The organism is Pontibacter qinzhouensis (genome assembly GCF_008017455.1).
Lineage (GTDB): Bacteria > Bacteroidota > Bacteroidia > Cytophagales > Hymenobacteraceae > Pontibacter > Pontibacter qinzhouensis.
This window is the reverse complement of record NZ_VRTY01000009.1, coordinates 64,304-90,065: the sequence shown is the minus strand read 5'-3', so window position 1 is coordinate 90,065 and position 25,762 is coordinate 64,304. Positions and strand designations below refer to the sequence as shown.

The window sequence follows — 25,762 nt, the reverse complement described above, 5'->3', positions numbered from 1 at the left end:
TTGTTCCAGTCGCTCGTAACTCATGTAGTTATTTTCCCAGGTATACCATTAGTACAGAAATATCGGCTGGCGAAACACCACTTATCCGAGAAGCTTGCCCTATAGTTTCAGGGTTAATTTTTAAAAGCTTTTCGCGTGCTTCAGACGATAAGGCTGGTATGTTACGGTAGTCTATTCTCTCTTTTATAATATAGTTTTCCAACTCGCCCATCTTAGAAGCCATTACATGCTCCTTCTCTATGTAGCTTTCATACTTCACGGCTATCTCTGCTTGCTCTATGCTATCTGCCTTAAACTTACTGAGGTAATCGCCGATGGCTGGTATGGCAGCTGCTATATGGCTTATCTCAATGTTAGGTCGCTTTATTAATTGGCCGGCTCGTTGCTTTTCAGCTATCGGAGCAGAGCCTAAGCTTACCAGTATATTGTTGATATCTTCGGGCTCAATCGGCTTATTATTTAAATAGGCTATGATTTCTGCTGTCTCCTCTATCTTCTTATCCACAGCTTTCAGGCGGTCTTCATCGGCCAGACCCAGGTCATAGCCCAGCTTGGTTAGGCGAATATCGGCGTTATCCTGGCGCAGGAGAATGCGGTGTTCGGCTCTTGATGTGAACATACGGTAAGGTTCTTCGGTGCCTTTATTTACCAGGTCATCTATCAGCACGCCAATGTAAGCTTCTGATCTCTTCAGCACGAAAGGCGCTTTTTCGTTAATCTTGTTATGGGCGTTAATGCCAGCCATCAATCCCTGGCAGGCCGCTTCTTCGTAACCGGTGGTACCGTTAATCTGCCCAGCAAAGTAAAGGTTCTCTACCAGCTTTGTCTCCAGTGTCAGGTTCAATTGTGTTGGCGGAAAGAAGTCGTACTCGATGGCATAACCAGGACGGAACATTTTGGCTTTTTCAAATCCAACAATTTTACGCAGTGCTTTTAACTGTACATCTTCCGGCAGTGAACTGGAGAAGCCATTCACATACACTTCTACCGTGCTCCACCCTTCCGGCTCCACAAATATCTGGTGACGATCGCGATCAGCAAATCGGTTGATCTTGTCTTCTATGGAAGGGCAATAGCGTGGTCCTAATCCTTGAATACGGCCCTGGAACATCGGCGACTTTTCGAAGCCTGTTTTCAGAATCTCGTGTACTTCGGAGTTGGTATAAGTAATAAAGCAGCTGCGTTGGTTCGTTAATGGTTGTGTGTCTTTGTAAGAGAACTTTGATGGGTTCTCATCACCGAACTGCTCTTCCATACGGCTATAGTCAAGCGAGCGGCCATCTACACGGGGAGGTGTTCCAGTCTTCATGCGGCCTGCCTCGAAGCCTAGTTCCTTGAGTTGTTCGGTCAGACCTTTCGCTGATTTCTCAGCGGCTCTACCTCCACCTAACTGCTTTTCACCAATGTGGATAATGCCATTTAAAAAGGTGCCATTCGTTAAAACTATTGCTTTTGCACGTATGGTTATCCCCAGGCTGGTACGTACGCCTACTGCCTTGCCACCTTCTACTTCTATACCTACTACCATCTCCTGCCAGAAGTCAACGTTCTCAGTTTGCTCGAGCGACAGGCGCCAGGCTTCGGCAAAACGCATACGGTCGCTCTGTGCTCTCGGGCTCCACATGGCAGGGCCTTTCGATTTGTTCAGCATCCGGAACTGGATCATAGTTTGGTCAGTAATGATACCGCTCATTCCTCCAAGCGCATCTACCTCACGCACTATCTGGCCTTTTGCCACACCACCCATAGCTGGGTTGCACGACATCTGGGCAATGGTATTCATATTCATGGTAGCCAGCAGCACCTTCGAACCCATTTTTGCTGCTGCGGCTGCAGCCTCACATCCTGCGTGCCCAGCCCCTACTACTATTACATCGTATTCTGCAAACATGTATTTCTGATTTAAGAGATGTTTCACGTGAAACATCATCAGTAGAAATGAAAATTCCCTTTGAGACTAAAATTTACGCAAAGATAAACAAGAATCTTCTTGTTCGCGCATAAGAGTAGCCTGCTTCTCGGTTTTATCTTTAAAACCCAGCAGGTGCAGCACCCCGTGTATGATCACGCGGTGGAGTTCGTCTTCAAAAGTTGTGCCTAAGGTCGCAGCATTATCACGTACCCTTTCAACACTAACAAAAACATCACCTTCAATAGTGCCTTCTTCGTCGGCATTATTAAAGGTGATGATATCTGTGAGCGTGTCGTGATCGAGGTACTCCAGGTTTATCTGGTGGAGGTAGTCGTCGGAGCAGAAAATGTAAGTGAGGCTTTCCAGCTCCTGGTCGTTTTGTTCGATTACAGTGGCAATCCAATCTGAAACTTTATCCGGGTTGGCTAGCGAGAAATCAATGTCCTCGCTAACAAACTCAATTGGATGATCCATTCTGTGAAGTAACTATGTTAAAGATAAGCTGCACTTTTTTTCCGTTGTCAAGGAAGTTAACTTCGTCGCACAAGTTACGCATCAGAAATATGCCACGGCCACCCGGGCTCTCCAGGTTTTCAGGAGCGGTAGGGTCTGGCAGGCCTTCAAAATCAAAACCCGGACCTTCGTCTTCCACTTCAAACCGTAGTTGGTTGTCTTCTATTTCTAACGATAAATAAACAAGCTTATCCTTGTCGAATTTATTACCATGGCGAATAGCGTTGTTTACCGTTTCGGTTACGGCTACCATAATGTTGCCATAAATATCATCTTCAAACTCGAATTCTTCCTTGGAGTTATCAATAAAGCTTTCTATAACCCGGATATTCTCGATAATGGAAGGAATCTGAATTTTTACCTGATTCATATAAGTTAAGTGTGGGTGCGTAAATTAATTAATGCTGTTCTGAAAATACTCGTTCACTTTTTGCTTGTAATATGGCGATAAAGAAGGCGGTACTGTTTTAAGCACTTCCGTCTGTTTTTCTTTCGCTTTCAAATATTTCTCAAAAGACTCCGGTAGCTTTCTCGGGATATCCTGTGCTGTCTTGGCCTCTCGTTTGTTATCAAGTTCGCGCTCCTTCATAGAGTTCTCCGCCTGCAGTAAACGTGTCAGTATTTCACGTTGCCGCATAATGGTTTGTTCAGTCAGACGTTTATTAACGAGATCAGCTTCGGTTTGTTCCATCATCTTGCTAATATTTCCCATATCGCCATCTTTGCCACTTTCACCTGGCTTTTTGCCTTTCTGCTCCATTTCTTTCAGGGCGTTTCGGAGAGCCTCCTGCTCTGCAGCCAATTTAGCTAATTCTTCAGAAAGTGCCTTACCTGACTTGCCACCTTTTTTCAAATCTTCCATTTTTTTATTCAGTTGTTCCTGCATTTGGCCCATATCGCCGGGTTTTGGCTTGCCACCTTTCTTTTTGCCTGCCTGGTTACCGGGCATTTGCTGTTGCATCTGCTCCTGCATCTGTGTCAGGGCGTCGTTCAGCATCAGGGCCAGGTTGTTCATAGAGGTCATGGCAAGTTGCTGCTGAGCGGTTGCTTTGCCTACGTTGCGGTCACGAAGTTCCTTCATGGTGTTGTCCATGCCCTGGTTCATCTGGGCTACCTCGCGTGTAACGAACGACTGCAACTGGAACACTTTCTTGGCAAGTGAATGCAAGCTGTCTTCTATCACCCTGGCATTGTCGCGGAGGTTGAGCTGCTGCTGCGACAGGCTAATAAAGCGAGGGTCGCGCTGGTTTACGCCCCTGAAAGATTTCATCACTTCTTCCTGATCAAAAGAAAGCTTAATGAGGTTTTCGAGGATGTCGCGCAGGTTGTCGAGGTTTTCAGACATGCTCTCCATGCTCATGCTCTCCTGCATCTCTTCCATCTTCTGGGCCATCTGCTGCATCTTCTCCCCTGCCTTCTGCTGCGACTCGCTGGCTTTTTTATTCTGCTGTTTCTGAAGCTGCTCCTGGCTGTTTTGCATTTCCTGCTCTATCTGCTGCTCGTCCTGCTTCAGGTCGTCCATCTGGTTCGGATGCTCCAGCTCTTTATTCAGGTCGTTTAGCTCTTCGAGTTGCTTTTTCAGGTCTTCGAAATTCTGGGCTATTTCTTTCTGCTCCTGTTGCAGTTGCTCGTTGTCGGCCTTCTTGTCTTCGGTTTCTTTAGCCAGTTTCTGCTGCTCTTTGCCAAGCTCATCGAGTTGGTTGGCTATGTTGTCCAGCTTTTGTTCGAACTGCAATTGCTTAAACAACTCTAGTGCCCGCTCCAGCTCTTTCTCGAGGTTGCGTTCGCGGTTGTCGAGTTTGCTGAGTAGCTTCTGTAGCTCCGGGTCGTTTGGCTTCTGTTGCTGCAGCAGTTTCTCCAGTTCTTCGTACAGTTTCTTTGTCTCCTCATCCAGCAGGTCGTTCATCAGCTTCTTCAGCTCCTCGGCTTTTTCGGCTAAGCGTTTGTTCTGCTCCGAGTGCATGTTCTGCTTTTGGTTCAGCTGGTCGTAGAGGTCTTTCATAGATGAAATATCCTGCTCCAGTTGCTTCTTCTTCGCGACTAGGTCTTCCAACAGCTTTTTGTCCTGCCAGCTCATTTCGCGCTTGGTCTTCAGCTTTTCTTCGGTCTTATTAAGCTCCTGGTTCAGTTGTGTCGATTTTTCGAGCGATTTGCTGATCTGGCTCTGCACCGACTGTGCATTGCTGGCCAGCTCCTTCTCCAGTTCTTTTTTGGTAGGCACTTTCATTTCGAAGGTGCGGGTGCGGGCACTCTTACGGCCGCGCAAGCCGTCGTTATCCCATACCTGCACAAAGTACTCCACCCTGTCGCCGGGTTGCAATTTCAGGTTAGCTGTGTTCCATTGGTAATAGTAGGTCTGGCTGAGCTGGTTCTTGTTGAGGGGCAGCGCCTGGCTTTTGTATTTGGCATCTGGCGCAGTTTTTTCATTGTTGATGCGGTAATTCAGTGTCAGGGCAGTCAGGCCATAATCGTCAGACACGTCACCTCCTACTACTAAGAAGTTGTACAACGCTGTATCCTGGAACTGCTCAATGCTAATCTGCGGGTGCTTATCCGGAATAGTGTTGATCTGGTAACTGATGTCTTCTTTGTTGCTGCTATGTTCGTTTAGAAGCTTGATGCTATAGGCCTGGCTTTGCTCAAACTTCTTACTTGCCTTAAATGCCTGGCCTTCTTCTTTAGCTGCCAGCACCTGGTTGGGCTCCTGAAAGGTTAACCGGATACTGTCTGTTTCGGTGGCGGCAAAGTTCCAGGTAAGGGTGCTGCCTTCCGGAATGGTGGCATTACCGGTGTTTTTGATAATCTCTTTCTTACGGTTCAGGTAAGCCGGGTACTCAACTTCCATTTCGAAGTCTTTGAGGTTTGGCCGCGAAAGCAGTTGCAGGTTATAGTCGTCGGAGTAAAAGCCGGAGCCTTCCATCCGGAAACCGACAGGCTTTTGTAGTTGCTTAAAGGTATAGGTGTAGAGGCCGCTGCTGTTCTTGGTCAGTTTTTGCCGTCGGCCGTTGTAATGCAGAAACACTTCGCTTGGAATCGTTTTACCTGTTACGGCTAATTTAAGCTCAAAGTCTTCGCCTCGGTAGGTTTGCAACACATCGTTTTGTACATCGAAAGTAAAGGGAGCAGCCGGGGCATAAAACTTTTTGTAATGGATGATACGCTCCGTGCCCTGCACAAAAATAGTGGGGTACACTAAAGCAATTAACAAGGCAATACCAGCTGGTAAGGCTGCATACTTTAGCAGCGACCTGTTTTCTTTAAACTTCACCGCCTCCGTAAATTTGAACACTAAAAGCTGGCTGGAGCGCTGGTTTATGCTGGCGGCAATCAGGTCGTTGGTTCTGTCGAGGTTCTGCAGTTGTATGGCGTTCAGGAGCTTGTCTTTTATTTCGGGATAGTAAGTGCCTACCCGCTGCGCTGCCTGCTCATCGGTCAGCACTTTCCGGAGGTTAGTCAACGCAGACACCGGTAAGGCTATCCATCGGAAAAACACATAGAGCACCAGCCCGATAAAAGAGAACAGCAGAAATGCCCGCACGTACTGCGGAAAGTAAAACATATACTCCAGCAGGCTATACACCACATAAATAGATATAAGCATGCCCACAGCAAAGATGCTACCCCTTAAAAGCAGGTTGAGGTAGAATTTCTTCTTATACTCCTGGAGCTGATGCAGTAACTGGTCTAGCGCATCCTGTTTATTCATTTGTATTACTCCTTTACTCTTTAATAGTGCGTGTGCTGTAGCTGAGGCTGGTATTTTTTCTTAAACTATTGATGAATAGTTTATTAGGCACAGAACGGTTAATTAACTAATAAACTTTAATTTAACCATTTTTAGTATACTTTCAATGCTCTACTTCTAATAAAACAGGGCAATGATCGGAATGCAAAGCATCTTTTAGGATGGCGGCCCGCTTCAGGCGGTGTTGCAGGTTGTTTGTTACCATGTTATAATCAATACGCCAACCAAGATTTTTGTTGCGTGCTCCGGCTCTGTAGCTCCACCAGGTGTAGTTGTGTGGCTCCTGGTTAAAGTATCGGAACGAATCGATAAAGCCGCTTTCGATGAACTTGCTCATCCAGCTACGTTCCTCAGGCAGGAACCCGGAGCTGTTGGCATTCGACTTCGGGTTATGAATGTCGATGGGCTGATGACAGATATTATAGTCGCCGCTAATGACCAGGCCCGGCAGCGTGTGCTTCAGTTGGTTTATGTAATTGTAAAAATCATCGAGCCACTGGAACTTGAAGCCCTGCCGCTCCTCCCCGCTCGATCCTGAAGGCATATATACGCTCATCACCGAAAAGTTATCGTAATCGGCCCTGATTACACGGCCTTCGTTGTCGTAGCAGGCAATGCCGCAGCCAATCTCGATGTGCTTCGGCTCCTGCTTCGACAGAATAGCCACACCGCTGTAGCCTTTCTTTATGGCAGGGTGCAGGTACACGTGGTAGCCCATGCTTTCGAAAATGGCCCGGTCGAACTTACTGTCGTCGGCCTTTATTTCCTGCAGGCACAGTACATCGGGGTTCGCAACCTGCAGCCATTCCTGAAACCCCTTCGAAATAGCGGCTCTGATGCCGTTTACATTATAGGTAATAATTCTCATGTAAGTTTTTGACCTTGATTTTAAATTATTCAAATGGTTTTGCCCTTCAGAAGGGTTTTACTCCTTTTTTATCTAAGGGTAGCTTTGTTTTCGCCTTTCTATAGTAGCCTTACCCCAAGACTTGATGGAGCTTTACAAGTAGAAGAAGGCTTGCTGCTGCCATTCTCCAGACACTCGCAGGAGCTGCGCACGCTGCGAGGTCTTTGCTTCATTAAATTATCAATGGAAGTTTTGCTATTTCTGATGCTCCTGGAAAAGGACACCAGACACAAGACCATATTTAAAAGTTATCGTTTTAAATGCCTGCTCCGATCATTCATCTCCAAATCTTCAAATTGAAAAATCTTCAAATTGAATAATCAGCACATTAATTACAGTTCGTCATACCGGTCGAAGTACTCCAAGATATGCCATTTCAGCATCCGCTCCTGCTCCTTCAGGTTCGTAAACGGAATTGGTTTTAGGGAGCGGTAGTGCGGCCAGCCATCTTCATCCACACCGGTTTGCTCGTAGTAACCCGATAGGCTGAACACTTTGCAGGTGGCAATGTGCATGAGGTCCTGCTTCTGTTCTTTTGTAAATTCGCTGATCCCCTGCCCTAACTCCTGAATCCCGATTAGGAATAGAATGGCGTTTAGATCAGGTTTTTTACCGAACTGCTTCATGAGCATGGCCCGGAGGTTAATCCAGCGGTGGTCCAGGTTAGAAGATTCTTCCAGCATATGCTTCTTTGTAAAAATTTTAATATTGTAGTTTTTAATAAAGCTGCTCTTGTATATACAATTTTCAGAGGCTATTAATTCGGGTTTGCTGCAGCTTTTGCAAATTGTAGTTTCAGGTTAGCTTGTTTACCCTTATGCGTTGCTTGCCTTCAGCTCCTCCCAATACTCCACAGCTCTTCTGAAATGCGGTATCACAATAGAACCGCCCACCAGATTCGCTACAGAAAAGACTTCCATAATCTCTTCGTCGGTGAGGCCTTGTTCGTGGCACTTGCCTACGTGGTATTTTATGCAATCGTCGCAACGCAGCACCATAGAGGCAACCAGCCCGAGCATCTCCTTTGTCTTTACATCGAGGGCACCTTCCATGTAGGTGTTAGTGTCGAGGTTAAAGAAGCGTTTAATTACTTTGTTGTCGTAAGACATAATGCGCTCGTTCATGCGCTCGCGGTAGTCGTTAAATTCTTGTACTAGGCTCATGGTAAGTATAGAGTTTATGTTTTGTAGGTAACAAATTTTATTTTACAAAGTTACTAAGATTAAACGTAAGCCCTGCTCTACACTATGCTGCACGATCTGCTGTCTTTGCTGTTTCCGAGAATTTGTTATGCCTGCAAAGGTGTGCTGGCGCGCGGTGAGGATTTTATCTGTACAGACTGTAACGTAAAGCTGCCTTATACCGAGTATCATGTGCATGGTGGCACTGCAGAAAATCAATTGCTGAAGCGATTTTGGGGGAAGGTGCCGGTAAGGTTTGCTTTTGCCTACTTGCATTTCATTTCTAAAGGCCGTGTGCAGCGCCTGCTGCATGAGCTGAAGTACCGGGGAGCGGAAGAGTTAGGCGACCATCTGGGTTACCGCTACGGCTCCCTCCTTTCCGACCATCAATACAACTCTCACTTTGATCTTGTAGTGCCAGTGCCGCTACACCAAAGCAAACTCCGGAAACGCGGCTACAACCAATCCGACAGTTTTGCAGAGGGCCTGGCGCGTGCCCTGCAACTACCCTGGAGCAACCGGACGCTGGAGCGAACAGCCAACACCGATACCCAAACCAAAAAAGGGCGACTAGAGCGCTGGCAAAACGTAGAGGATATTTTTGTGGTGAGGAAACCGGAGCTGGTGCAAGGAAAGCGCATACTGCTCGTAGATGATGTAATGACAACAGGAGCTACACTAGAAGCATGCGCCATTGCCTTGTTGGCAGCAGGTTGTGTAGAGGTAAGTGTAGCGGCTATTGCCGCAGCATAACACTTTGTTTCAGCAAAAAATAAGTTTTACAGCACTTACTATAAACTGCGACACCACTTGTCGGAATTTGTTACACCTATTATACAAATGATGAAAATCGTGTGTCGTATTTTTTAAGGCGATGGAATTTTTGACTCCGATAGGTGAAGACGCAGCCTTTCAAGGCCTGTTTCATCATCTGGGTTCAGATTATTCTAATGATTTTGCCCTTCCAAAGAAATTTACCTTACATTCTTCCAAGGGTATACCTGGTTGTTAAGATAGGTCTGCGCTTAAAGAAGTACCTTAATTAAATCAAATTTGAAGGTTAGAGTCAGGCAGAAGCGGTTGGACAAAAAAGTTGTGCAGTGAGAGTAGGCTGCTTATTGTGTCGTTTAGCCACACATCTGTGCTTACCCTGGAACAAAATTAATCAGAAATCTTTGGGAAGGGCAAAACCATTAGAATAATTTGAGTTGTATCGTGAGCTGCTGTTGATCAAAAAGATGTCTGGTCGCGGTGCATCTCCGATAGGCTGGGTTCAGCGTATTCTATTATCTCTTTTTCCTCCAGTTCATCAAGCACCTCCTTTATCTGGCTGTAGTCGGCTGTGGCAGGAATTTCCATGGCAAAGTAGTGTTCATTCAGCATTTCAGAAACACAGCCAAAAGGTATAAACTTATCTCTGATGTCGGCTATAGCCGTGGAGCCATCTGTCACGACCACGTGTATCGTTGAATTACCTGACGCCGATACGGTTTCCTGGTACAAGAGGTGCTTCTCATCGGGTTGATATACAGCTCTAACTATGTCGTTGGTAGCCACAAGCGGCACATAAAAAGGTAGACTATCTATCCGGTAAAGATCTTCTGCATCGGTTACCTCCATAGCCCAAAGAACTTCCTCTATTTCCTTGTCAAAAATATCGCTATGAAACCTGAATAGAATCTCTTTGTGTTGCACTGCCTCTTCCATAGTACAATAAACGATTAAAAATAGAAAAAGCCCGGTTTGCGCCGGGCTTTTTCTGCTATAGTCATTAATTTTTTATCTGTTAGAGCCTGTGCTGATCATGGCACAACGGAAACCGATAGTAGCTGTAGAAGAATCTTGTTTCATAAATCTTCTGGTACCAGGTGATAACCAATAAGCTACATCTTTCCAGGAACCTCCTTTATAAACGCGAACTTCATCGTTAATAAGCGAGTGGTAACCCTGGTTTGTGTCGTAGTTCTCAGATGGATCCTGGTAGCCATCTCTACGGAATGGGTTCAGGTCTTCTACATCTTCGAAAGACAATGGGCGGTACACATCCTGCACCCACTCGTTTACGTTACCGGCCATGTTATACAGACCGAAATCGTTTGGAGGGTAGTTGTAGATGTAATCGGTAATCATGGCACCATCGTTCAGCGATCCGGCAATACCGGCATAGTCACCACGGCCACGCTTGAAGTTTGCCATAAACTGGCCCATTTGCTTGCCATGCGGGTTACGCAGCTGGTGTCCATCCCAAGGGTACAGGCGTCTGTTATTCTGGTTTTCGTCTTCGGTATACTGCGTTCCGATCATAGCCTGAGCAGCATATTCCCATTCAGCTTCTGTTGGGAGACGGTAATTTGGAAGCACAAAGCCAGATTCGATAGAAAGGGCACCTGCTTCTTCAGTAGGCTCTTCAGCACTTCTTCTGCCGAACAAACCTCTGCGGCGGCCACCGCCATTCATCTCGCTGTGCTCTTTGGCCAGGTTCTCGTTTACTTTAGCAGTACGCCACACACAATAGTTTGTGGCTTGTAGCCAGCTTACACCTACTACCGGGAAGAACCGGAAGCCAGGGTAACGCAGGTAATACGTAACGTAAGGGTCGTTGAAGGATAGCTGACGAGACCAAACAGTGGTGTCTGGTAAGGCTGCTTCATAAATTTCAGGAAGTGAATCTCTTTTCAGGTAGTGCAGGTACTCCAGCCAGTGAATGTTTGCCACTTCGGCTTCGTCCATGTAAAAAGATGCTACTGTTACAGTACGCTCCACGTTGTCGCGGGTCATGGCCACGTCTTCTTCCATAGAACCTAGTGTGGTACGGCCGCCTTCAATAAATACAAGCCCTGGGCCTTGTGGCGGCTCATAGTAATCAGCGACTTTAAATCCGGCCTCTTCTCCATCTTCGCCTTCTTCTCCGTACACAGTACCGGTTGCAGTACTTTCCCAACCCGGATCATTAGCGGTAGGTCGGCGATCTCTTGAGCAGGAAGCAAGCACAAGTGCTCCCATAACCAACACGGATAAATACTTATTAATATTCATAAAATAGCACCCTATTAAAATTAGGTTCTTGTAAGGTAATTTAACACGCAATTATAATTAAATTCAGAACGCTGGCCAAGGATTGTTCCGATTTAATTTATTTTTATTATTATTTTTCAGCAATTTAGAAAAGTCTACCTGCGTAAAGCGCAAGGTAACTTCTGTGGCTCCTCCTGCCTGAGTGCTAAAACCTTTCAGACCAACAGCGTGGCTAAACCCTATGTTACACTGCTCGAGTTGCAGCCCCACCAGCATTGCCAGTGTCTGGTCCTGGGCTGTGGTGGTTATAACAGGTACTCCCTGGTATATTAAACCCAACGTTAGCGGAGTGTAAATAGTATAGATTCCGAGGTTTGCCCTGCTAAAATTCTGGTCCCTTATAAACGCAGCTGTTGGTATAAAACTTAGTTCAAACAGCCGGCCCTGCTCCTGGTAAGATCGGGCATAAAATTTATAACCTGCTGTAGCTGCAAACCGCAGGGGCAGCGTTGTTTTCTGGCCAAAGCCGTAAGCAGGCCTGTTTAAATTAGCAGCCGTAAACCCGAACCAGAACTGATCGGTGTACAGCATGCCTCCTGTAGCAAAACTCAGGTAGCTGGCAGGTTCAAAGTTGCTCACCTCTGCCGAGGTTACGGCTACCATGCCATTATCAGAAAGCTGGTCGCCAAAAACCAGGTTGTCGTAGTTCAGGCGAAGCGATGCAATACTGGCTTGTAAACCTGCCGAAAACGCCCATTTTCCTGTTAAAGGTGTATGGTAACCATAAGCCGCTGAAGCCTGTAATTTTTGCAAACCCCCTACTCCTGCTCTGTCTTGCTGCACGAACATGCCAAAAGCGCTTTTTGTTCCCGGTAATCTATAGTCGGCGGAGGCTTGGTTGGTTATAAAGGAGCCGTTGAGTGCCGGCCACTGTCTACGGTGCACCACCGAAGCGCTCCAGGCGTGGCCCAAACCTGTGAAAGCCGGGTTTAAGTATTGCCTGCTGGCGTAGGGTTGGCTAAATATAACTTCCTGTGCTGCAGCTGTTAAGCTCCACCACAAAACCAGGCAGCACAAAAATACTTTTTTTCCGGACATACTTATACTAAAACTCCCTGCCGTATCGGTTTATTATCGGAGCGGATACTTGTTTTGGCATGGATTAACTGCAATTTAATGTTAAAACACATATTGGCATGACTTTCGCGTTTAACTGCCAGAACTGTAAGTGCTTTACATCAATTTTAAATACTTTTGAATCTTGGGCAAAAGTGCTGGCACTATACCCGGCCTTAGCTCGGGCAGCATTTAAAATAATTTAGATTAACTTTAAGGATCACCTGATCACACACACCCATATGAAAAAAGTTATTATTGGCTTCGCTATATTCTTTATCGTGCTGGTGGCAGCGGCCATACTAGTACCTATTCTGTTCAAAGATAAAATTAAACAAGCCGTCGACAAACAAATTGCCCAAAACATACATGCTACCGTTATTTACGAGACCGATGATATTAGCCTGTCGCTGTTCCGCGACTTTCCGGATGTATCGTTGGGCATCGATAATTTAACAGTTGTCGGGCAGGATTCTTTCCAGACAGATACGCTGGCTATTATCCCGTCTTTCAGGTTGGGGCTGAACCTGATGAGCGTGATCAGTGGCGATGAACTGAAAGTTAACAAGGTGGTACTGCAGGAGCCAAAAATACGGCTGGTGGTGCTGGAAAGCGGAAAAGCCAATTGGGATATCTTTATTTCTGATACTACGGCTGCCCCTGCCGACACAGCCGCCAGCGATTTTAAGATGGCCATTAAAGGCTGGAATATAAACAACGGGACGCTGTATTACGACGACCTCAGTATCCCCTTCGGGTTGGCCATGTACGGCATAAACCACTCCGGCAGCGGCGACTTTGAACAAAGTGTGTTCGACATGGATTCTAAAACTACTGCCGAACGCTTTACCATGACCTACGACGGTGTAAACTACATCCAGAATGCAACGCTCAATGCCGATGTAACCCTGGAAATGAACTTGGAAAAAGCGCTTTATACGTTTAAGAACAACAACATCAGCGTAAACGAATTTCCGTTTCAGTTTGCCGGTTCCATCCTGATGCCAGCCGATGATATTGACCTGGACCTGACTTTTAAAGCCACCGAAACTGATTTCAGGAATGTGCTGTCGGTGGTGCCGGGCATGTATACCGAAGATTTCAAGAACATCAAGACCGAAGGTAAACTCAGCTTCGACGGCTACCTGAAAGGCCGCCTGAACGATTCGCTGATGCCAGGCTTCGGCACTGACCTTAAAATTGCGGAAGGTTATTTTAAATATCCAGACCTGCCACAGGCGGCCCGCAACATTAACGTAGACATGAGCATCGATAACAAAGATGGCAACCTGGATAACACCAATATTCTGGTGCGCCAGTTCCACCTCGACCTCGGCAAAAACCCCGTAGATGCAAAAGTGTCGGTGCAGGGGCTGGAGACCATGCTCGTAGACGGTAATGTAAAAGCCAGCATCGACCTCGACGAGATTACAAAAGTTTTCCCGGTAGATGGTATGACCCTGCGTGGCCTGCTCAAAGTAGATGCCACCGCCAAAGGCACCTACAGCGAAACCAAGATGCCAGTAGTAAATGCCGATATGCGCCTGACGAACGGTTACGTAAAGTCGAAGGATTTTCCGGCCCCGATCCAGAACCTGAACGTGGTAGCCAATATTCTGAACACCACCGGCAACACCGACGACACGCGCATCAATATCCAGAACTTCAACATGAACCTCGATGGCGAACCGCTGGAAGGACGTGTGCTGGTGCAGGGAATAGACAAACCTGCCTTCGATGCCAACATTAAAGGAATACTCGACCTCACCAAACTCACCAAAATTTTTCCGCTGGAAGACATGACCGTGTCGGGAAGAATAAACGCTAACGTGGCTGCCAAAGGAAAAATGAGCGATATAGAGGCAGAAAAGTACAACAACGTAACAGCCAACGGTAGCATGGCGATCAGTAACCTGGAGTTTGTGAGCAAAGACATGCCGCAGGGCATTAAAATAAACAGCGCCAATGCCGTGTTCAACAACGAGCGCATCGACCTGCAGAACATGAGCGGCTACCTGGGCAAAAGCGATATTCAGGCAAGCGGTTCTATTTCGAACTACCTGGGCTATGCCCTGGCCGATGACCAATCGTTGCGCGGTACGTTTAACCTGGCCAGCAACAAGTTTAATGTAAACGAGTGGATGGTAGACGAGAACACTGGTCAGCCGGTGCCGGAAACTGAGGCAGGCGTGGTAGAAGTGCCCGGCAACCTCGACATTACCCTGAACATAGATGCCAAGCAGGTAGTGTACGATAACCTGAACCTGAGCAACATGAGCGGCAAAGTACTGGTTAAAGACAAGGTGGCGCGCCTGCAGCAGGTAAGCTTTAACACCCTGGGCGGCAGCTTCGTGACAAGTGGCAGCTACAACACCCAAAACCTGCAGAAGCCGCTCTTCGACTTTAACCTCGATATCAAAAACCTGAAGTTCAAAGAAGCCTTCAATGCCTTTAACACCATTAAAGCCGTTGCGCCTATTGCCGGTCTACTCGAAGGTACCTTCTCCACCAAGTTTAACTTTGCCGGAGAACTTGGTCAGGACATGATGCCGATCTTCAGTACGCTGGATGGTGCTGGTGTAATAGAAGTGATAAAAGCAGCCGTACGCGATGTAAAGATAGTAGACAAAATCAGCAGCCTGACCAACTTTGAGGAGCTTAAGAATTTTGTGGTGGAGAACAAGAAAATAGATGCGCAGATTGTAGATGGAAGCCTGGTAGTTAAACCATTCGACTTGAAAATAGGCAACGTAGATATGACAGTAGGTGGCTCCAACAACGTGAACGGCAACATAGATTATGTTACCGCCCTGAATGTGCCAACCGGAAAAGTGGGCCAACAACTGAACTCCCGTCTTACCAGCCTTATCGGCAGCGATGTGAAAGCGGCGGAGCGTGTTACCCTGAACCTGAACATTGGCGGAACTCTCACAGATCCGCGTGTATCGTTGGCAGGTGGTAGCGCCAAAGGCCAGGCCAAAGAAGCCGTACAAAACCTCGTGCAGAACAAGCTCGACGATGCCAAAGCGCAGGTAGAGCAGCGCAAGCAACAGGCACAGGATAGCCTTACAAACGAACTAAACCGCAGAAAGCTGGAGGCAGAGCAGAAGGCACGCGAAGAACTGGAGAAAAAGCGCCTGGAGGCAGAGAAGAAAGCAAAAGATCAGATATCGAACAAGCTCAACAGCCTGCTGAAGCCAAAAACAACCACGCAACCTGCTGATACGGCAGGTAATTAAAAGCTACTTTAAGAGATAACCCTTGGCCTTCCGGAAGCATTTTTGCCTTCGGAAGGCCTTTTTCATTCGAATAATTACTGATTGTTAGTTGTTGATTGTTAAATAGTTTAATTGTTAAATGGTTGATTTGGAGATGTGAAGATGGTGAAGGGAGCAATTCTGAATGAATGAATGGTTGAATGAATGAGCGAATGGAAACCTATTTAGGCTTACCTGATTCTGCTGTTTAATTTTACTTCTTGCGGCTCTCTCCAAAAAAAGAGGAGCTTACCGCAATGGCAAGCTCCTCTTTTTTGTTGTCTAAAATCTAACTTCTGAAATCTAAAATCTATTTAGAAAACCTGCCCCATCAATTCCCGCACGTAGGTTACGTAATCGGTGTTAGGTGGGGTATGTCCGTTTTTGCGCAGGTCGGTGGCTGTTTGGGCACGGTGGTAGGTGGCATGGTTAAACGCATGCGTTAAAATGTCGAGTACGCGGGTGCTATACTTCTGGCCAAGGCTGTTGGTGTAGTCAATCAGTCGGTTAAACTCCGCTTCGTCGGCGTTGGCTACCAGTTCGGCAATTCTGTAAGAGGCAGACTCGTGCAGCTTTTTCAGCTCGTCGAGGTTGTGCTCCTGCCAAACTTTTACAGGGCTTTCGGTGCCGGTGATGCGGGCAATCCAGATAGCCTGTGCGTTAAGCGCGTGGCTGAACAGGCGGGCAGCGTTTGCCGGTACTTCCGGCAGGCTGCTAAACACATCGAGCATCGTCTTGTTTGCCCAGATGTTGTATTCCGACAGGTTTTTCAGTACGTCGTTTCCAGTCATATTTAATTTACGTTTATCTTCTTTAGTTAAAGTTTTGCCAGTTCCCACCTCTCCTAAAGTGCTGGCACCGTGTAAAGGCCTTGGACCAAATTACGATATTTACCTTCCGAAGGCCATTTTCATTAGAATAATTAGCCTAAAGCATAAATAGTGGGGCAAATGTAAGAAGTATAACACAAACCTCCTCCTTATCATTACAAAAACACAGTAAACCAATAAGTTTAGAGGTAGTTGTTTACAAGAGAAAATACATACGGCAGAAAAATGATAAGCCCGACAACTGCCGCCATAATAGCAGCGGCCAATACAGCGCCTGCCGCCAGGTCTTTGGCCTTGCCTGCCAGCGGGTGAAAATCCGGAGAAACCAGGTTCACCACTGTCTCGATAGCGGTATTAAAAATTTCTGCCATAAACACCACTCCCATACAGCCAACCAGCAGGCACCACTCTGTAGCCGTAACCCCAAACAGAAAACCTGCCACCACCACTCCTACCGCCAAGAGTACGTGCAGGCGCATGTGTGGCTCCGAACGCAGGGCCGAGTTAAGGCCACGAAAGGCAAATTTAAAGCTGTTGTAGCGCTTTTTGAAGTAGGTTTCCAAGGTGATGGGGCAGCTTAGGTCTGTGAAGTTATTTAGTAGTCGGCAAAATTTTACCAGTTGCTATGGTAGCCAACTCAGACGCTCGCAGGAGCTGCGCACACTGCGAGGTCTAAACAGGTTTTTATTATTTGCCGCTGAAAGCTGGCTTTAGCTTGTGCCCGAACACCTTCCGGAACTTCTCTACCTTCGGCCTTACCACAAAGCTGCAGTACGGCTGAAATCCGTTTTGCAGAAAGTAGTTCTGGTGGTAATCTTCGGCTGGGTAATAGTTCGAGAGTGGCTCTATGGCCGTAACAATGGGGTCGTTAAAAGCCCCTGATGTCTCCAGCTCCTGCTTGTATTTTTCTGACAGTTGCCTTTGCTCCTCGTTATGGTAAAAAATAACGGAACGGTACTGTGGCCCCACATCGTTGCCTTGGCGGTTGAGGGTAGTGGGGTCATGTGTTTCCCAGAAAACCTCCAGCAGTTCCTCAAAGCTTATTTTCTGAGGGTCATAGGTTATCTGCAGTACTTCGGCGTGGCCGGTGGTGGCCGTGCAAACCTGCTTGTAGGTTGGGTTCTCTACGTGCCCGCCCGCGTACCCCGATTCTACTTTCTCTACGCCTTCTAATTGCTGAAAAACGGCTTCTGTGCACCAGAAGCAGCCATTTCCGAATGTTGCTATTTCCATGTGTTGTGTTTCTAAAATAAAAGATGCTGGCACCGGCAGGTAAAGCACAAAATAGTGCTGCTAAAAGTTCTCTGCGGGAGCCGTTATTGTGTTACGTTTTAGGTGAAAGTGCGGCTGCGTTTATGCAATAACGCACCGCAGTAGGTGTTCTGTTGTCTGCGAACAGGTGGCCCAGGTGCTGCCCGCATTGCCTGCACAAAAGCTGCAGGCGGTTTCTGCCGTAGCTGGTAAGTTCCTGCTGCCTTACGTTGTCGCCGATATGTGCCCAGAAACTGGGGAAACCGGAGCCTACGCTGAATTTTGTGCTGGCATTGAACAAGCTGGTGCCGCAGCGGGAGCACGTGTACGTGCCCTGCTCCTGCCCTGCCACACCTGCTTCTACCTTACCCCTGTGTTTGAACATGTACAAAGTAGGTGAACGATTTATGACTTGCTTTCCAGCTCCTCTACAGGCACAAAAGTCATGGAGAGGGAGTTCACGCAGTGGCGAAGATTTTTGGGTGTTAAATATTCACCCTGAAAAACATGGCCTAAGTGACCTTCGCAGTTGGCGCAAACAATTTCTATGCGGCGGCCATCGGCATCCGGCACTCGTTTTACAGCGCCTGGTAGTTCGTCGTCGAAGCTGGGCCAGCCGCAGTGCGACTCAAACTTTTGCTCTGATGTATAAAGAGGGTTGTTGCAGCGTTTGCACAAATACACGCCTTCTGCCTTGTTATGCTCATAAGCGCCTGTGCCAGGGTATTCGGTGCCTTTGTTTACAATAATATAGGCCTCTTCTGGTGTAAGCTTGTTATATTCTGATGGATCTTTGGCTACTTTCATAAATTGTTTTCTCTGCTGATAATGGGTTTATACGTTTTGTTTGTATAAACAAATAACGCACCTAAATAGTTTGCTATGTCAGAGTGGCGGGTTCTGGAGCAGAAGTTGAAGAATTTTGAATGAGTGATGGGGAGGATGAGAGAATAAAAAATCCTGGCTCATCGCTTAAAAGGCCTTTTATCAAAAATATAAAGAATGTTTAGGAAGGGCTTTTTGATTAGAATAATTTAGAAACAGGCAAAGGCCGCTACGACCTCACAGCGTGCGCAGTTCCTGCGAGTGTCTGGGGCAAGGCAAGAGATGTTAGGTTGATAGATGCTTTTTATCTGCAAGTGTGCGGCCTTTTGCGTACAACAGCCTGTCGATGGTTTGTACAATGCGCGCAACCTTCATATCATCTGTTTTGGCAGCAAAAATCCAGTCTACGCAGGCCTGTTGCTCCGCTTGGGCGTAATTCACAAAAGTTTGGTAAGCAGCAGGCTCGTCCTGAAGGCAGAGCAGCAGTTCTTCACGCACTTTTTCGGGAGAGTTTTCAGCATACAAGGTTACGTGCACCCAATCGCCGGCTTCTTTCCCTATCTTTTTCCGGATCTCGGCCTTTACCGGCAGAAAAACCTTGCCGTTGCCCATGGGCATTAAACTGGCGCTTTTTAACTCATAAGCATCTAAGGTGCCGTTCACTTTTACCAAACCGAAATAAGCCTTTTTATCCTGTGTAATTTCCGGAAAGGCTATGTAAGTCCAGCCGCCTTTCCCAGAAAATTTTTCGAGCTGATAGGCTTTGTCGGTTAATGGCTCCTGCATGTGGTGAAGTTAGTTAAATAGGCTTTTTACTTTGTTCTGGTACAGACAAGCTAAGATAGAATTTTAGGGGAAACTTTGGAAAATATTTAGCTGCTATTTAGTTGTAATTAGAAAATAGTCAGTGTCTTATAACAAGAGGTGGGCTTTTTCAAACCACAAAATTGAATAAGTCCCAAAAACGAAAACAGCAGCTCCTATGGCAGGAACTGCTGTTTTCGTTTAAGAAGAAGTCTAAAATCTAATATCTAGAATCTAACATCTATTTTAAGCTGCCGATCATTTCCTCCGGCTTCACCCACTCATCGAATTGCTCGCTGGTGAGGAGTTCCAGTTCTATGGCTGCCTGACGGAGCGTAGTGCCTTCTTTGTGCGCTTTTTTAGCGATTTTGGCGGCGTTCTCGTAACCGATGTGCGGGTTCAGGGCGGTTACCAGCATTAGCGAGTTTTCGAGGTTTTGTTTAATGCGCTCAGTGTTTGGCTCTATACCTATGGCACAATGCTTGTCGAACGAGTCGCAGGCATCGCCAATGAGCTGGGCGCTCATGAGCAGGTTAAAGATCATAACTGGTTTAAACACGTTCAGCTCGAAATGGCCGTTCATGCCACCCACCGATATGGCCACATCGTTTCCGATTACCTGGGCGCACACCATCGTCATGGCCTCGGCCTGCGTTGGGTTTACTTTGCCTGGCATAATAGAAGAACCCGGCTCGTTTTCAGGTATAATGATCTCCCCGATACCGCAACGTGGCCCCGATGCCAGCAAACGAATATCGTTGGCGATCTTCATCAGGCTTACCGCCAGCTGCTTCAGCGCACCGGAAGTTTCTACAATGGCATCGTGCGCCGCCAGCGACTCAAATTTGTTTGGAGCCGTAATGAATTCGTGGCCGGCAAACTCAGATATTTTTTGGGCTACCAGCACATCGTATCCTTTCGGAGTGTTCAGGCCGGTACCTACCGCAGATCCTCCTAAAGCTAAGGTGCTCAGGTGCTCCAGCGTGTTGCGCAGGGCTTTCATGCCATAGTCCAACTGAGCGGCATAACCCGACAGTTCCTGGCCCAGCGTTAGTGGCGTGGCATCCATCAGGTGCGTACGGCCAATCTTCACCACATTCATATAAGCGTCTGCTTTGCTTTTAAGCGTGTCGCGGAGCTTCTGTACCATTGGCAGCGTATGCTCCACCACTTTTTTGTAAGCGGCAATGTGCATGGCTGTCGGGAAGGTATCGTTAGACGATTGCGATTTGTTTACGTCGTCGTTCGGGTGGATTTTCTTTTTCTCATCCATCAGGTCGCCGCCCAGCAGCACGTGCGCCCGGTTAGCTACCACCTCGTTCACGTTCATGTTAGATTGTGTACCAGAGCCAGTCTGCCACACCACCAGCGGAAACTCGTCAGCTAACTGACCAGCCAGAATCTCGTCGCACACTTTTCCGATAATTTCGGCCTTGTCTTGCGCCAGCACGCCCAGTTCTGCATTAGCAAAAGCCGCCGATTTTTTCAGGATGGCGAAAGCCTCTATCACCTCTTTCGGCATCAGCTGGCCGCCAATGGTGAAGTTTTCTTTTGACCGCTGCGTTTGAGCGCCCCAGTATTTGTCTGCAGGCACCTCGATTGGGCCCATGGTATCTTTCTCTACACGAACTTGCATATAGGTTTATGTTTAGTTTTTGAGGAAAATCTTCAGAAGCAAATCTAATAAATTATTTTGGAATGGGTTCTGTTCACCGGCAGAACTGCAGTTTATCGGCGTGTATGCTCTGGTACGGCTCCCTGTAATAGTGCAGGCAGGCTTCAGGTAAACCAAAAAAGTAAGCGCTTACATCGGTATGTTTCCCAGTAATTATTCTAAACAAATTGCCCTTCAAAAAGATTTTAGACGTTTTTTAGTCAAGGGCTTTTATTAGTTATGAGTTAAAAGTTGATGATCATTCACTCATTCAAGACTCATTCATTCACTCATTCAAAATCTGCCTTCTCCATTTCCAAATCAACAACCAACAATCAGCAATCATCAACCAATAATCAGCCAAATTATTCTAATGAAAAAGGCCTTCCGGAGGCTAAATTGCCTCCGGAAGGCCAAGGCCTGCCAAGGGTGTTGCCGCTTACCGGATAACAGTTTTACCTGAATTTTGCGAAAGCAATGCAATAATATCGAGGTTTACAGGCTTCAGGTAAGTGGTGTTTATGAGCGTTTTATCGTGTAACATAATCAGGTACTCACCTTCTTTGCCGAGGTACCGGATAGACTCGATCTGCTGCATAGAGTAGGTTCGCTCCTGCAGCAGCAGGTTCGTGATAGTTAGTTTTTCGGCTGCGATGGTTACGTGCCACCGCATCGCAAAAAATGCCAGCACCAGCGCCAGCAGTAACAAGAATGAGAGTAAAAAGCCATAGGTCCTCAACGATTTATGCCCCTCCTGGTGCTGCAGGTATGTTTGATAGAGCTCGTACTCCTGCCCCAGCAAAGTTTGTTGCACCAGGCGCAAAGGCAGGAAAGCCAGTATAAGGCCAAGTAAGAGGCCAGGAGCAAACATGGCCTCAAAATTTGGCGTGAGCAGGTACAAATCGGTACCGGTGGGCATATTTATAATACTCGACAACAGCGAAAGACTGCCAGCACAGAAAACACCCAGTACACAGGAAAAGAAATAATAGAAGAACATCAGCTTCCACTCCTGCTTCTGTATAAACTTGCTTTCGTCTTCGGTTATGGCCGGTGCATGGTGTGCAGGCGCCATTCGTCGGAGCGCATACCGCACAACAGGTAGCAGCACTGTTACGGTTAAAAAACTGATTAAAAGGCTCCTTAAAATATCCAGCATGTTTCCTTCTCCTTAATTTAAGGTGCAAGTTAGCATCCTATCCTCAATTTTCAGAAAATAAACCATCGTCCTGACTTTGTTCAACTACAACTGCAGGCTTTGAGCAAAGGCTATCGCTATTTGGGTTGCAAGCAGCAGCGGTACCCTAAAAACTATTGGCTTGGGTACAGCTGGTGCATTAAAGGCGAAAAGGCTTGGGGTCAGGCATGTTTTTGTTTATTTTTGGAATATTTTGATAGCTTGCCGGTCTGCCATTCAGGTTTAAAGTTTATTTTTAGTTCGATTTTGTTGCTCAGAAGCCACATCTTTACAGGCTTCTGAAGCAGGAATGGTAGCAGGTAGATAATCGGTATTTACACAACACGGATGAATATTGCCAGATTGGCCGCCTTTGTTAAGGATTATATCATAGCCATCGCCTCTTTCCTGTTTATTTTTTTAATTACGCTCATTATTTATGCGGAGTCGCAGAGCAAGATAGAAGACAGAAACAGAAAGTTGTTCGAGCTCAAAGCAACGCAGGCGACTGCTGCTATTGAGGTGCGCATGCATGATTATCTGCAGATTCTGGTGGGCGCCAAGGCTTTTTTTATGGCATCCGACACCGTGCGACGAGAGTCGTGGAAGCAGTACTACGAAGGCCTGAACCTGGAGGAGAGCTACCCCGGCATACAAGGTTTAGGTTTTGCGGCTGTTGTAGAAGCAGACAAGCTGCAACAGCATATAAAAAAAATAAGAACAGAGGGCTATCCGGAGTACACAATCTGGCCCACAGACCCGCGTAACATCTACACCTCTATTATCTATCTGGAGCCGTTTACCGGGCGTAACCTGCGTGCTTTCGGCTACGACATGTTTAGTGAGCCTATCAGAAGATCGGCTATGCAGATAGCCCGCGATACAAAACAGCCTGGCATGACCGGCAAAGTGCGCCTGGTGCAGGAAACCGGCGAGGACGACCAGGATGGTTTTCTGATATACCTGCCGGTGTATAAAAACAACGCCGACCCCATTTCCATAAAAGCCCGCCAACAGCTCATAGAAGGGTATATTTACAGTCCGTTCCGCGTAAAGGACCTTATGCAGCGCATCCTGAACCAGCATTTCAGGGAGTTAGATGTGGAGATTTACGACGGCTCTACCCTTAGCCCCGAAAACCTGTTATTCAGCTCCGACACCACCCTTTATTATCAGAAAAAGAAGGAGCGGCCCTTCTACTGGCTCAGCACCCTCAGTATCGGCAACCACACCTGGCGCATCTACTGCACGGCCAATCCTCAGTTTGTGCAGTCTACCGAAAACAACCTGCCTTTCTTTATCTTGTTTGGTGGCGCTGTAATTGGGTTGTTGATGTTCTTAATTATCTGGTCGTTAACCGTTAGCCGCCGATCTAACCGCCTGAAACAAACTATTACCGACAATGCCACTGCGGCCCTCTTTATAATGGATGCCAACGGGTACTGCTCCTTCCTGAACCCGGCAGCCGAAGAAATGCTGGGCTACACCATAGAGGACTTCAAAAAGAAGCCCATGCACGACCTCATCCACTACAAGCGCCCAAATGGCAAACTGTATCCGCGCCAGGAGTGCCCGCTGAACATGGTCATTCAAAACAACAAAAGCCTGAGAGCCCACGAAGATGTGTTTGTGCGAAAAGACGGTGTTTTTGTGAATGTGATGTGTGCCGCACGGCCAATTACAGAAAGTGGCAAGCCCTCGCTGTCTATTATAGAGGTGCGCGATATTACCGATGAGAAGCGGGCACAACAGGCCATTATAGAGAGCGAAGCCCGGTTCAGAACCATGGCCGATCACGCTCCTGTAATGATTTGGGTAACCGATGCCACAGGTAATTGCATGTATGTAAACAAGCAGTGGCTCGATTTTACCGGGCAAAGCTTTGATGAGACAATGAACATTGGCTGGCACCAGGCTATTCATGCCAAAGACCTGCCTGGCTTTGAGCGGAGCTATAAAAAAGCAGCCGAAGAGGCCAGTGCTTACAGAACAGAATTCAGGCTGAAGCGCCACGATGGCAAGCACCGCTGGGTAGTGAGCACTGGCACGCCACGCTTAGGTGCCGATGGCGAGTTTCTAGGTCATATCGGTTCTATTCTGGATATTACCGAAATAAAGGAGGCGCAGAAAAAGGTAAGGCAGAATGCCGAACTTATACAAAAGTTGTTCCTGGAAGTACCTGCCCTGGTTGGCCTGGTACGTGCCCCCGACAAGCAATATGTGCTGGCAAACCCATCGTATAAAAAGCTGTACGGCAACAGGCTGCTGGTAGGCAAAACCGTAGAAGAGGCACACCCTGAGTCGGAGGGGTTGCAAATTGTGGAGCGCCTCGAAAAAGTATTCAGAACCGGCAGGCCTTTTATCGGCAACGAGTTGCCAGCCCTGATAGACCGCGAAAACAATGGCGAGCTAACCGAAGGCTACTTTAACCTGGTGTACCAGCCGTTGGTAAACGGCAAAGGCAGCGTAGAAGCCGTGCTCATGTTTGCTGTAGAAGTGACGGAACTGGTAGCGGCCCGTAAAAAACTGTTACTCACCAACGATGAGTTGAGCGAGAAAAACACTGAGCTCCTGCGCATAAACGACGACCTCGACAGCTTTGTATACACGGCCTCACACGACCTCAAATCGCCAATAGCCAACATGGAGGGACTGGTGACGCTCCTCCGCGACATACTGCAGGGTAAAATAAACGAAGAAGACGAGCAGATACTGGATATGGTAACCTCCTCTATCCATAAGCTGAAACAAACCATAGCCGACCTGGCCGAAATAACAAAAGTGCAGAAAGACCTGCAGGCTTCTGTAGAGCCTCTCTCTTTCGAAGATATTCTGCAGGACGTAAAAAGCGATATCCAGAACCTGGTAGAAGAGTCTGGTGTGCAGATAAAAACCGACTTCAGAGAGAAAGGGTTGTTATATGCCCGTAAGAACCTGCGCAGCATCGTGTACAACCTGGTATCTAACGGTATAAAATATCGCGCCAGCGACCGTGCTCCGGAAGTAGAAATCAGCACGTTCCGGGAGGGGGAGTATGTGGTGCTACGAGTGACAGACAATGGCTTAGGTATACGCAAAGAGCAACAGCAAAAGCTGTTTGCCATGTTCAGGCGCTTCCACTCGCATGTGGAGGGCACCGGTATAGGGCTTTACATAGTAAAACGGATTATCGAGAATAATGCAGGCCGTATAGAGGTAGCCAGTGAGTTAGGCCAAGGCACCACCTTTACCGTTTACTTTAAGCAGGAACCTGTTGCGGTAACGACGGGCGCAGCCACACAGGTATAACGTGCCTCCTGCTGCAGTCTCTGAACAACTATATTACCAAATGCCATTATATACTTCCGGCCCTCTTTTTTGCGCAAAGGAGGCAGAGGGAATGAATTGCGCCAGCAACAGCAAAAAGAATATTTGTTTTGCCTTGAATGGTTAAAAATTATTAAGCAGTTAGCTTGAGCAGTGCAATCTGCATGGTTTACTATAATTTTGCACTTGTTATAGATTGCGACATAATCTTTCTGAATTCAAAGCTTGTTTTTCAATTTCAATAATAAGATTAAAAAAATTCCTGCGTC

Annotated in this window: 21 protein-coding genes; 3 read left to right on the top strand and 18 right to left on the bottom strand. The window is 47.1% G+C overall.

The annotated features are described in order from the left end of the window. Positions 1 to 28: 28 nt before the first annotated feature. From mnmG to FVR03_RS03835, 7 genes are all read right to left on the bottom strand, one after another. Positions 29 to 1,891, bottom strand: coding sequence for a tRNA uridine-5-carboxymethylaminomethyl(34) synthesis enzyme MnmG (gene mnmG / locus FVR03_RS03865; RefSeq protein ID WP_147920450.1), 1,863 nt, complete (start codon positions 1,889 to 1,891; stop codon positions 29 to 31). A 66-nt stretch (positions 1,892 to 1,957) separates the two neighbouring features. Continuing rightward, on the bottom strand, positions 1,958 to 2,386 hold the full coding sequence (gene ybeY / locus FVR03_RS03860) for an rRNA maturation RNase YbeY (protein ID WP_147920449.1): 429 nt from the start codon (positions 2,384 to 2,386) through the stop codon (positions 1,958 to 1,960). Further along, entirely contained in the window at positions 2,370 to 2,795 is a 426-nt protein-coding gene (locus tag FVR03_RS03855) for an ATP-binding protein (protein ID WP_147920448.1), read from the bottom strand. The genes ybeY and FVR03_RS03855 overlap by 17 nt, the downstream gene beginning before the upstream one ends. Positions 2,796 to 2,819: 24 nt before the next feature. Continuing rightward, a complete protein-coding gene (locus FVR03_RS03850) occupies positions 2,820 to 6,131 on the bottom strand; it encodes a DUF4175 family protein (RefSeq protein ID WP_147920447.1) in 3,312 nt (1,103 codons plus the stop codon). Between the two features lie 142 nt (positions 6,132 to 6,273). Further along, on the bottom strand, positions 6,274 to 7,038 hold the full coding sequence (locus tag FVR03_RS03845) for an exodeoxyribonuclease III (RefSeq protein ID WP_147920446.1): 765 nt from the start codon (positions 7,036 to 7,038) through the stop codon (positions 6,274 to 6,276). A gap of 371 nt (positions 7,039 to 7,409) precedes the next feature. Further along, positions 7,410 to 7,760, bottom strand: a complete 351-nt coding sequence (locus FVR03_RS03840) for a hypothetical protein (protein WP_147920445.1) — start codon at positions 7,758 to 7,760, stop codon at positions 7,410 to 7,412. Positions 7,761 to 7,892: 132 nt separating this feature from the next. Next, entirely contained in the window at positions 7,893 to 8,240 is a 348-nt protein-coding gene (locus FVR03_RS03835; protein WP_147920444.1) for a carboxymuconolactone decarboxylase family protein, read from the bottom strand. An 84-nt stretch (positions 8,241 to 8,324) separates the two neighbouring features. On the opposite strand from FVR03_RS03835, the gene FVR03_RS03830 reads away from it, so the two are divergent. After that, the gene (locus FVR03_RS03830; protein ID WP_187270027.1) at positions 8,325 to 9,011 is read left to right on the top strand and encodes a ComF family protein; all 687 of its coding nucleotides are present in this window, start codon (positions 8,325 to 8,327) and stop codon (positions 9,009 to 9,011) included. Positions 9,012 to 9,488: 477 nt separating this feature from the next. On the opposite strand, the gene FVR03_RS03825 is transcribed toward FVR03_RS03830, so the two are convergent. The 3 genes from FVR03_RS03825 to FVR03_RS03815 all read right to left on the bottom strand — a co-directional run bounded on the left by FVR03_RS03825 (position 9,489) and on the right by FVR03_RS03815 (position 12,371). Beyond that, entirely contained in the window at positions 9,489 to 9,965 is a 477-nt protein-coding gene (locus FVR03_RS03825; RefSeq protein ID WP_147920443.1) for a DUF4265 domain-containing protein, read from the bottom strand. 72 nt (positions 9,966 to 10,037) lie between these two features. Continuing rightward, positions 10,038 to 11,294 (bottom strand): gliding motility lipoprotein GldJ, encoded by a 1,257-nt coding sequence (gene gldJ / locus FVR03_RS03820; protein WP_147920442.1) that lies wholly within the window; start codon positions 11,292 to 11,294, stop codon positions 10,038 to 10,040. A 63-nt stretch (positions 11,295 to 11,357) separates the two neighbouring features. Continuing rightward, positions 11,358 to 12,371, bottom strand: coding sequence for a PorP/SprF family type IX secretion system membrane protein (locus FVR03_RS03815; protein WP_147920441.1), 1,014 nt, complete (start codon positions 12,369 to 12,371; stop codon positions 11,358 to 11,360). Positions 12,372 to 12,631: 260 nt separating this feature from the next. Here FVR03_RS03815 and FVR03_RS03810 point away from each other — a divergent pair, with 260 nt between their 5' ends. Next, positions 12,632 to 15,628 carry an AsmA-like C-terminal region-containing protein gene (locus FVR03_RS03810; protein ID WP_147920440.1) on the top strand — a complete coding sequence of 999 codons (2,997 nt, stop codon included), beginning with the start codon at positions 12,632 to 12,634 and terminating at the stop codon, positions 15,626 to 15,628. A 332-nt stretch (positions 15,629 to 15,960) separates the two neighbouring features. On the opposite strand, the gene FVR03_RS03805 is transcribed toward FVR03_RS03810, so the two are convergent. The 8 genes from FVR03_RS03805 to FVR03_RS03770 all read right to left on the bottom strand — a co-directional run bounded on the left by FVR03_RS03805 (position 15,961) and on the right by FVR03_RS03770 (position 22,169). After that, the gene (locus tag FVR03_RS03805; RefSeq protein ID WP_147920439.1) at positions 15,961 to 16,437 is read right to left on the bottom strand and encodes a DinB family protein; all 477 of its coding nucleotides are present in this window, start codon (positions 16,435 to 16,437) and stop codon (positions 15,961 to 15,963) included. A 221-nt stretch (positions 16,438 to 16,658) separates the two neighbouring features. Then, on the bottom strand, positions 16,659 to 17,039 hold the full coding sequence (locus tag FVR03_RS03800; protein WP_147920438.1) for a diacylglycerol kinase: 381 nt from the start codon (positions 17,037 to 17,039) through the stop codon (positions 16,659 to 16,661). A gap of 124 nt (positions 17,040 to 17,163) precedes the next feature. Then, complete coding sequence (gene msrA, locus FVR03_RS03795; RefSeq protein ID WP_147920437.1) at positions 17,164 to 17,709, bottom strand: peptide-methionine (S)-S-oxide reductase MsrA; 546 nt, start codon at positions 17,707 to 17,709, stop codon at positions 17,164 to 17,166. Between the two features lie 91 nt (positions 17,710 to 17,800). After that, positions 17,801 to 18,112: a peptide-methionine (R)-S-oxide reductase gene (locus FVR03_RS03790; protein ID WP_147920436.1), complete on the bottom strand. Its 312-nt coding sequence runs from the start codon at positions 18,110 to 18,112 to the stop codon at positions 17,801 to 17,803. A 20-nt stretch (positions 18,113 to 18,132) separates the two neighbouring features. Then, positions 18,133 to 18,534: a methionine-R-sulfoxide reductase gene (locus tag FVR03_RS03785; RefSeq protein WP_147920435.1), complete on the bottom strand. Its 402-nt coding sequence runs from the start codon at positions 18,532 to 18,534 to the stop codon at positions 18,133 to 18,135. Positions 18,535 to 18,837: 303 nt separating this feature from the next. Beyond that, positions 18,838 to 19,338 carry a YdeI/OmpD-associated family protein gene (locus tag FVR03_RS03780; RefSeq protein WP_147920434.1) on the bottom strand — a complete coding sequence of 167 codons (501 nt, stop codon included), beginning with the start codon at positions 19,336 to 19,338 and terminating at the stop codon, positions 18,838 to 18,840. 259 nt (positions 19,339 to 19,597) lie between these two features. After that, positions 19,598 to 20,992: a class II fumarate hydratase gene (gene fumC / locus FVR03_RS03775; RefSeq protein ID WP_147920433.1), complete on the bottom strand. Its 1,395-nt coding sequence runs from the start codon at positions 20,990 to 20,992 to the stop codon at positions 19,598 to 19,600. Positions 20,993 to 21,449: 457 nt separating this feature from the next. Next, positions 21,450 to 22,169: a hypothetical protein gene (locus tag FVR03_RS03770; RefSeq protein WP_147920432.1), complete on the bottom strand. Its 720-nt coding sequence runs from the start codon at positions 22,167 to 22,169 to the stop codon at positions 21,450 to 21,452. Positions 22,170 to 22,535: 366 nt separating this feature from the next. Between FVR03_RS03770 and FVR03_RS03765 the strand changes: the two genes are divergently transcribed. Next, positions 22,536 to 25,475: a CHASE domain-containing protein gene (locus FVR03_RS03765; RefSeq protein ID WP_147920431.1), complete on the top strand. Its 2,940-nt coding sequence runs from the start codon at positions 22,536 to 22,538 to the stop codon at positions 25,473 to 25,475. Positions 25,476 to 25,762 lie beyond the last annotated feature (287 nt).

What these genes read in the sequence shown, in the direction of transcription:
- FVR03_RS03840 (WP_147920445.1), bottom strand. Translation starts at nt 7,760, where the DNA reads ATGCTGGAAGAATCTTCTAACCTGGACCACCGCTGGATTAACCTCCGG.
- FVR03_RS03845 (WP_147920446.1), bottom strand. Translation starts at nt 7,038, where the DNA reads ATGAGAATTATTACCTATAATGTAAACGGCATCAGAGCCGCTATTTCG.
- mnmG (WP_147920450.1), bottom strand. Translation starts at nt 1,891, where the DNA reads ATGTTTGCAGAATACGATGTAATAGTAGTAGGGGCTGGGCACGCAGGA.
- FVR03_RS03805 (WP_147920439.1), bottom strand. Translation starts at nt 16,437, where the DNA reads ATGACTGGAAACGACGTACTGAAAAACCTGTCGGAATACAACATCTGG.
- FVR03_RS03810 (WP_147920440.1), top strand. Translation starts at nt 12,632, where the DNA reads ATGAAAAAAGTTATTATTGGCTTCGCTATATTCTTTATCGTGCTGGTG.
- FVR03_RS03780 (WP_147920434.1), bottom strand. Translation starts at nt 19,338, where the DNA reads ATGCAGGAGCCATTAACCGACAAAGCCTATCAGCTCGAAAAATTTTCT.
- FVR03_RS03770 (WP_147920432.1), bottom strand. Translation starts at nt 22,169, where the DNA reads ATGCTGGATATTTTAAGGAGCCTTTTAATCAGTTTTTTAACCGTAACA.
- FVR03_RS03855 (WP_147920448.1), bottom strand. Translation starts at nt 2,795, where the DNA reads ATGAATCAGGTAAAAATTCAGATTCCTTCCATTATCGAGAATATCCGG.
- fumC (WP_147920433.1), bottom strand. Translation starts at nt 20,992, where the DNA reads ATGCAAGTTCGTGTAGAGAAAGATACCATGGGCCCAATCGAGGTGCCT.
- FVR03_RS03850 (WP_147920447.1), bottom strand. Translation starts at nt 6,131, where the DNA reads ATGAATAAACAGGATGCGCTAGACCAGTTACTGCATCAGCTCCAGGAG.
- FVR03_RS03830 (WP_187270027.1), top strand. Translation starts at nt 8,325, where the DNA reads ATGCTGCACGATCTGCTGTCTTTGCTGTTTCCGAGAATTTGTTATGCC.
- FVR03_RS03790 (WP_147920436.1), bottom strand. Translation starts at nt 18,112, where the DNA reads ATGTTCAAACACAGGGGTAAGGTAGAAGCAGGTGTGGCAGGGCAGGAG.
- FVR03_RS03785 (WP_147920435.1), bottom strand. Translation starts at nt 18,534, where the DNA reads ATGAAAGTAGCCAAAGATCCATCAGAATATAACAAGCTTACACCAGAA.
- FVR03_RS03835 (WP_147920444.1), bottom strand. Translation starts at nt 8,240, where the DNA reads ATGAGCCTAGTACAAGAATTTAACGACTACCGCGAGCGCATGAACGAG.
- msrA (WP_147920437.1), bottom strand. Translation starts at nt 17,709, where the DNA reads ATGGAAATAGCAACATTCGGAAATGGCTGCTTCTGGTGCACAGAAGCC.
- FVR03_RS03765 (WP_147920431.1), top strand. Translation starts at nt 22,536, where the DNA reads ATGAATATTGCCAGATTGGCCGCCTTTGTTAAGGATTATATCATAGCC.
- FVR03_RS03815 (WP_147920441.1), bottom strand. Translation starts at nt 12,371, where the DNA reads ATGTCCGGAAAAAAAGTATTTTTGTGCTGCCTGGTTTTGTGGTGGAGC.
- gldJ (WP_147920442.1), bottom strand. Translation starts at nt 11,294, where the DNA reads ATGAATATTAATAAGTATTTATCCGTGTTGGTTATGGGAGCACTTGTG.
- ybeY (WP_147920449.1), bottom strand. Translation starts at nt 2,386, where the DNA reads ATGGATCATCCAATTGAGTTTGTTAGCGAGGACATTGATTTCTCGCTA.
- FVR03_RS03825 (WP_147920443.1), bottom strand. Translation starts at nt 9,965, where the DNA reads ATGGAAGAGGCAGTGCAACACAAAGAGATTCTATTCAGGTTTCATAGC.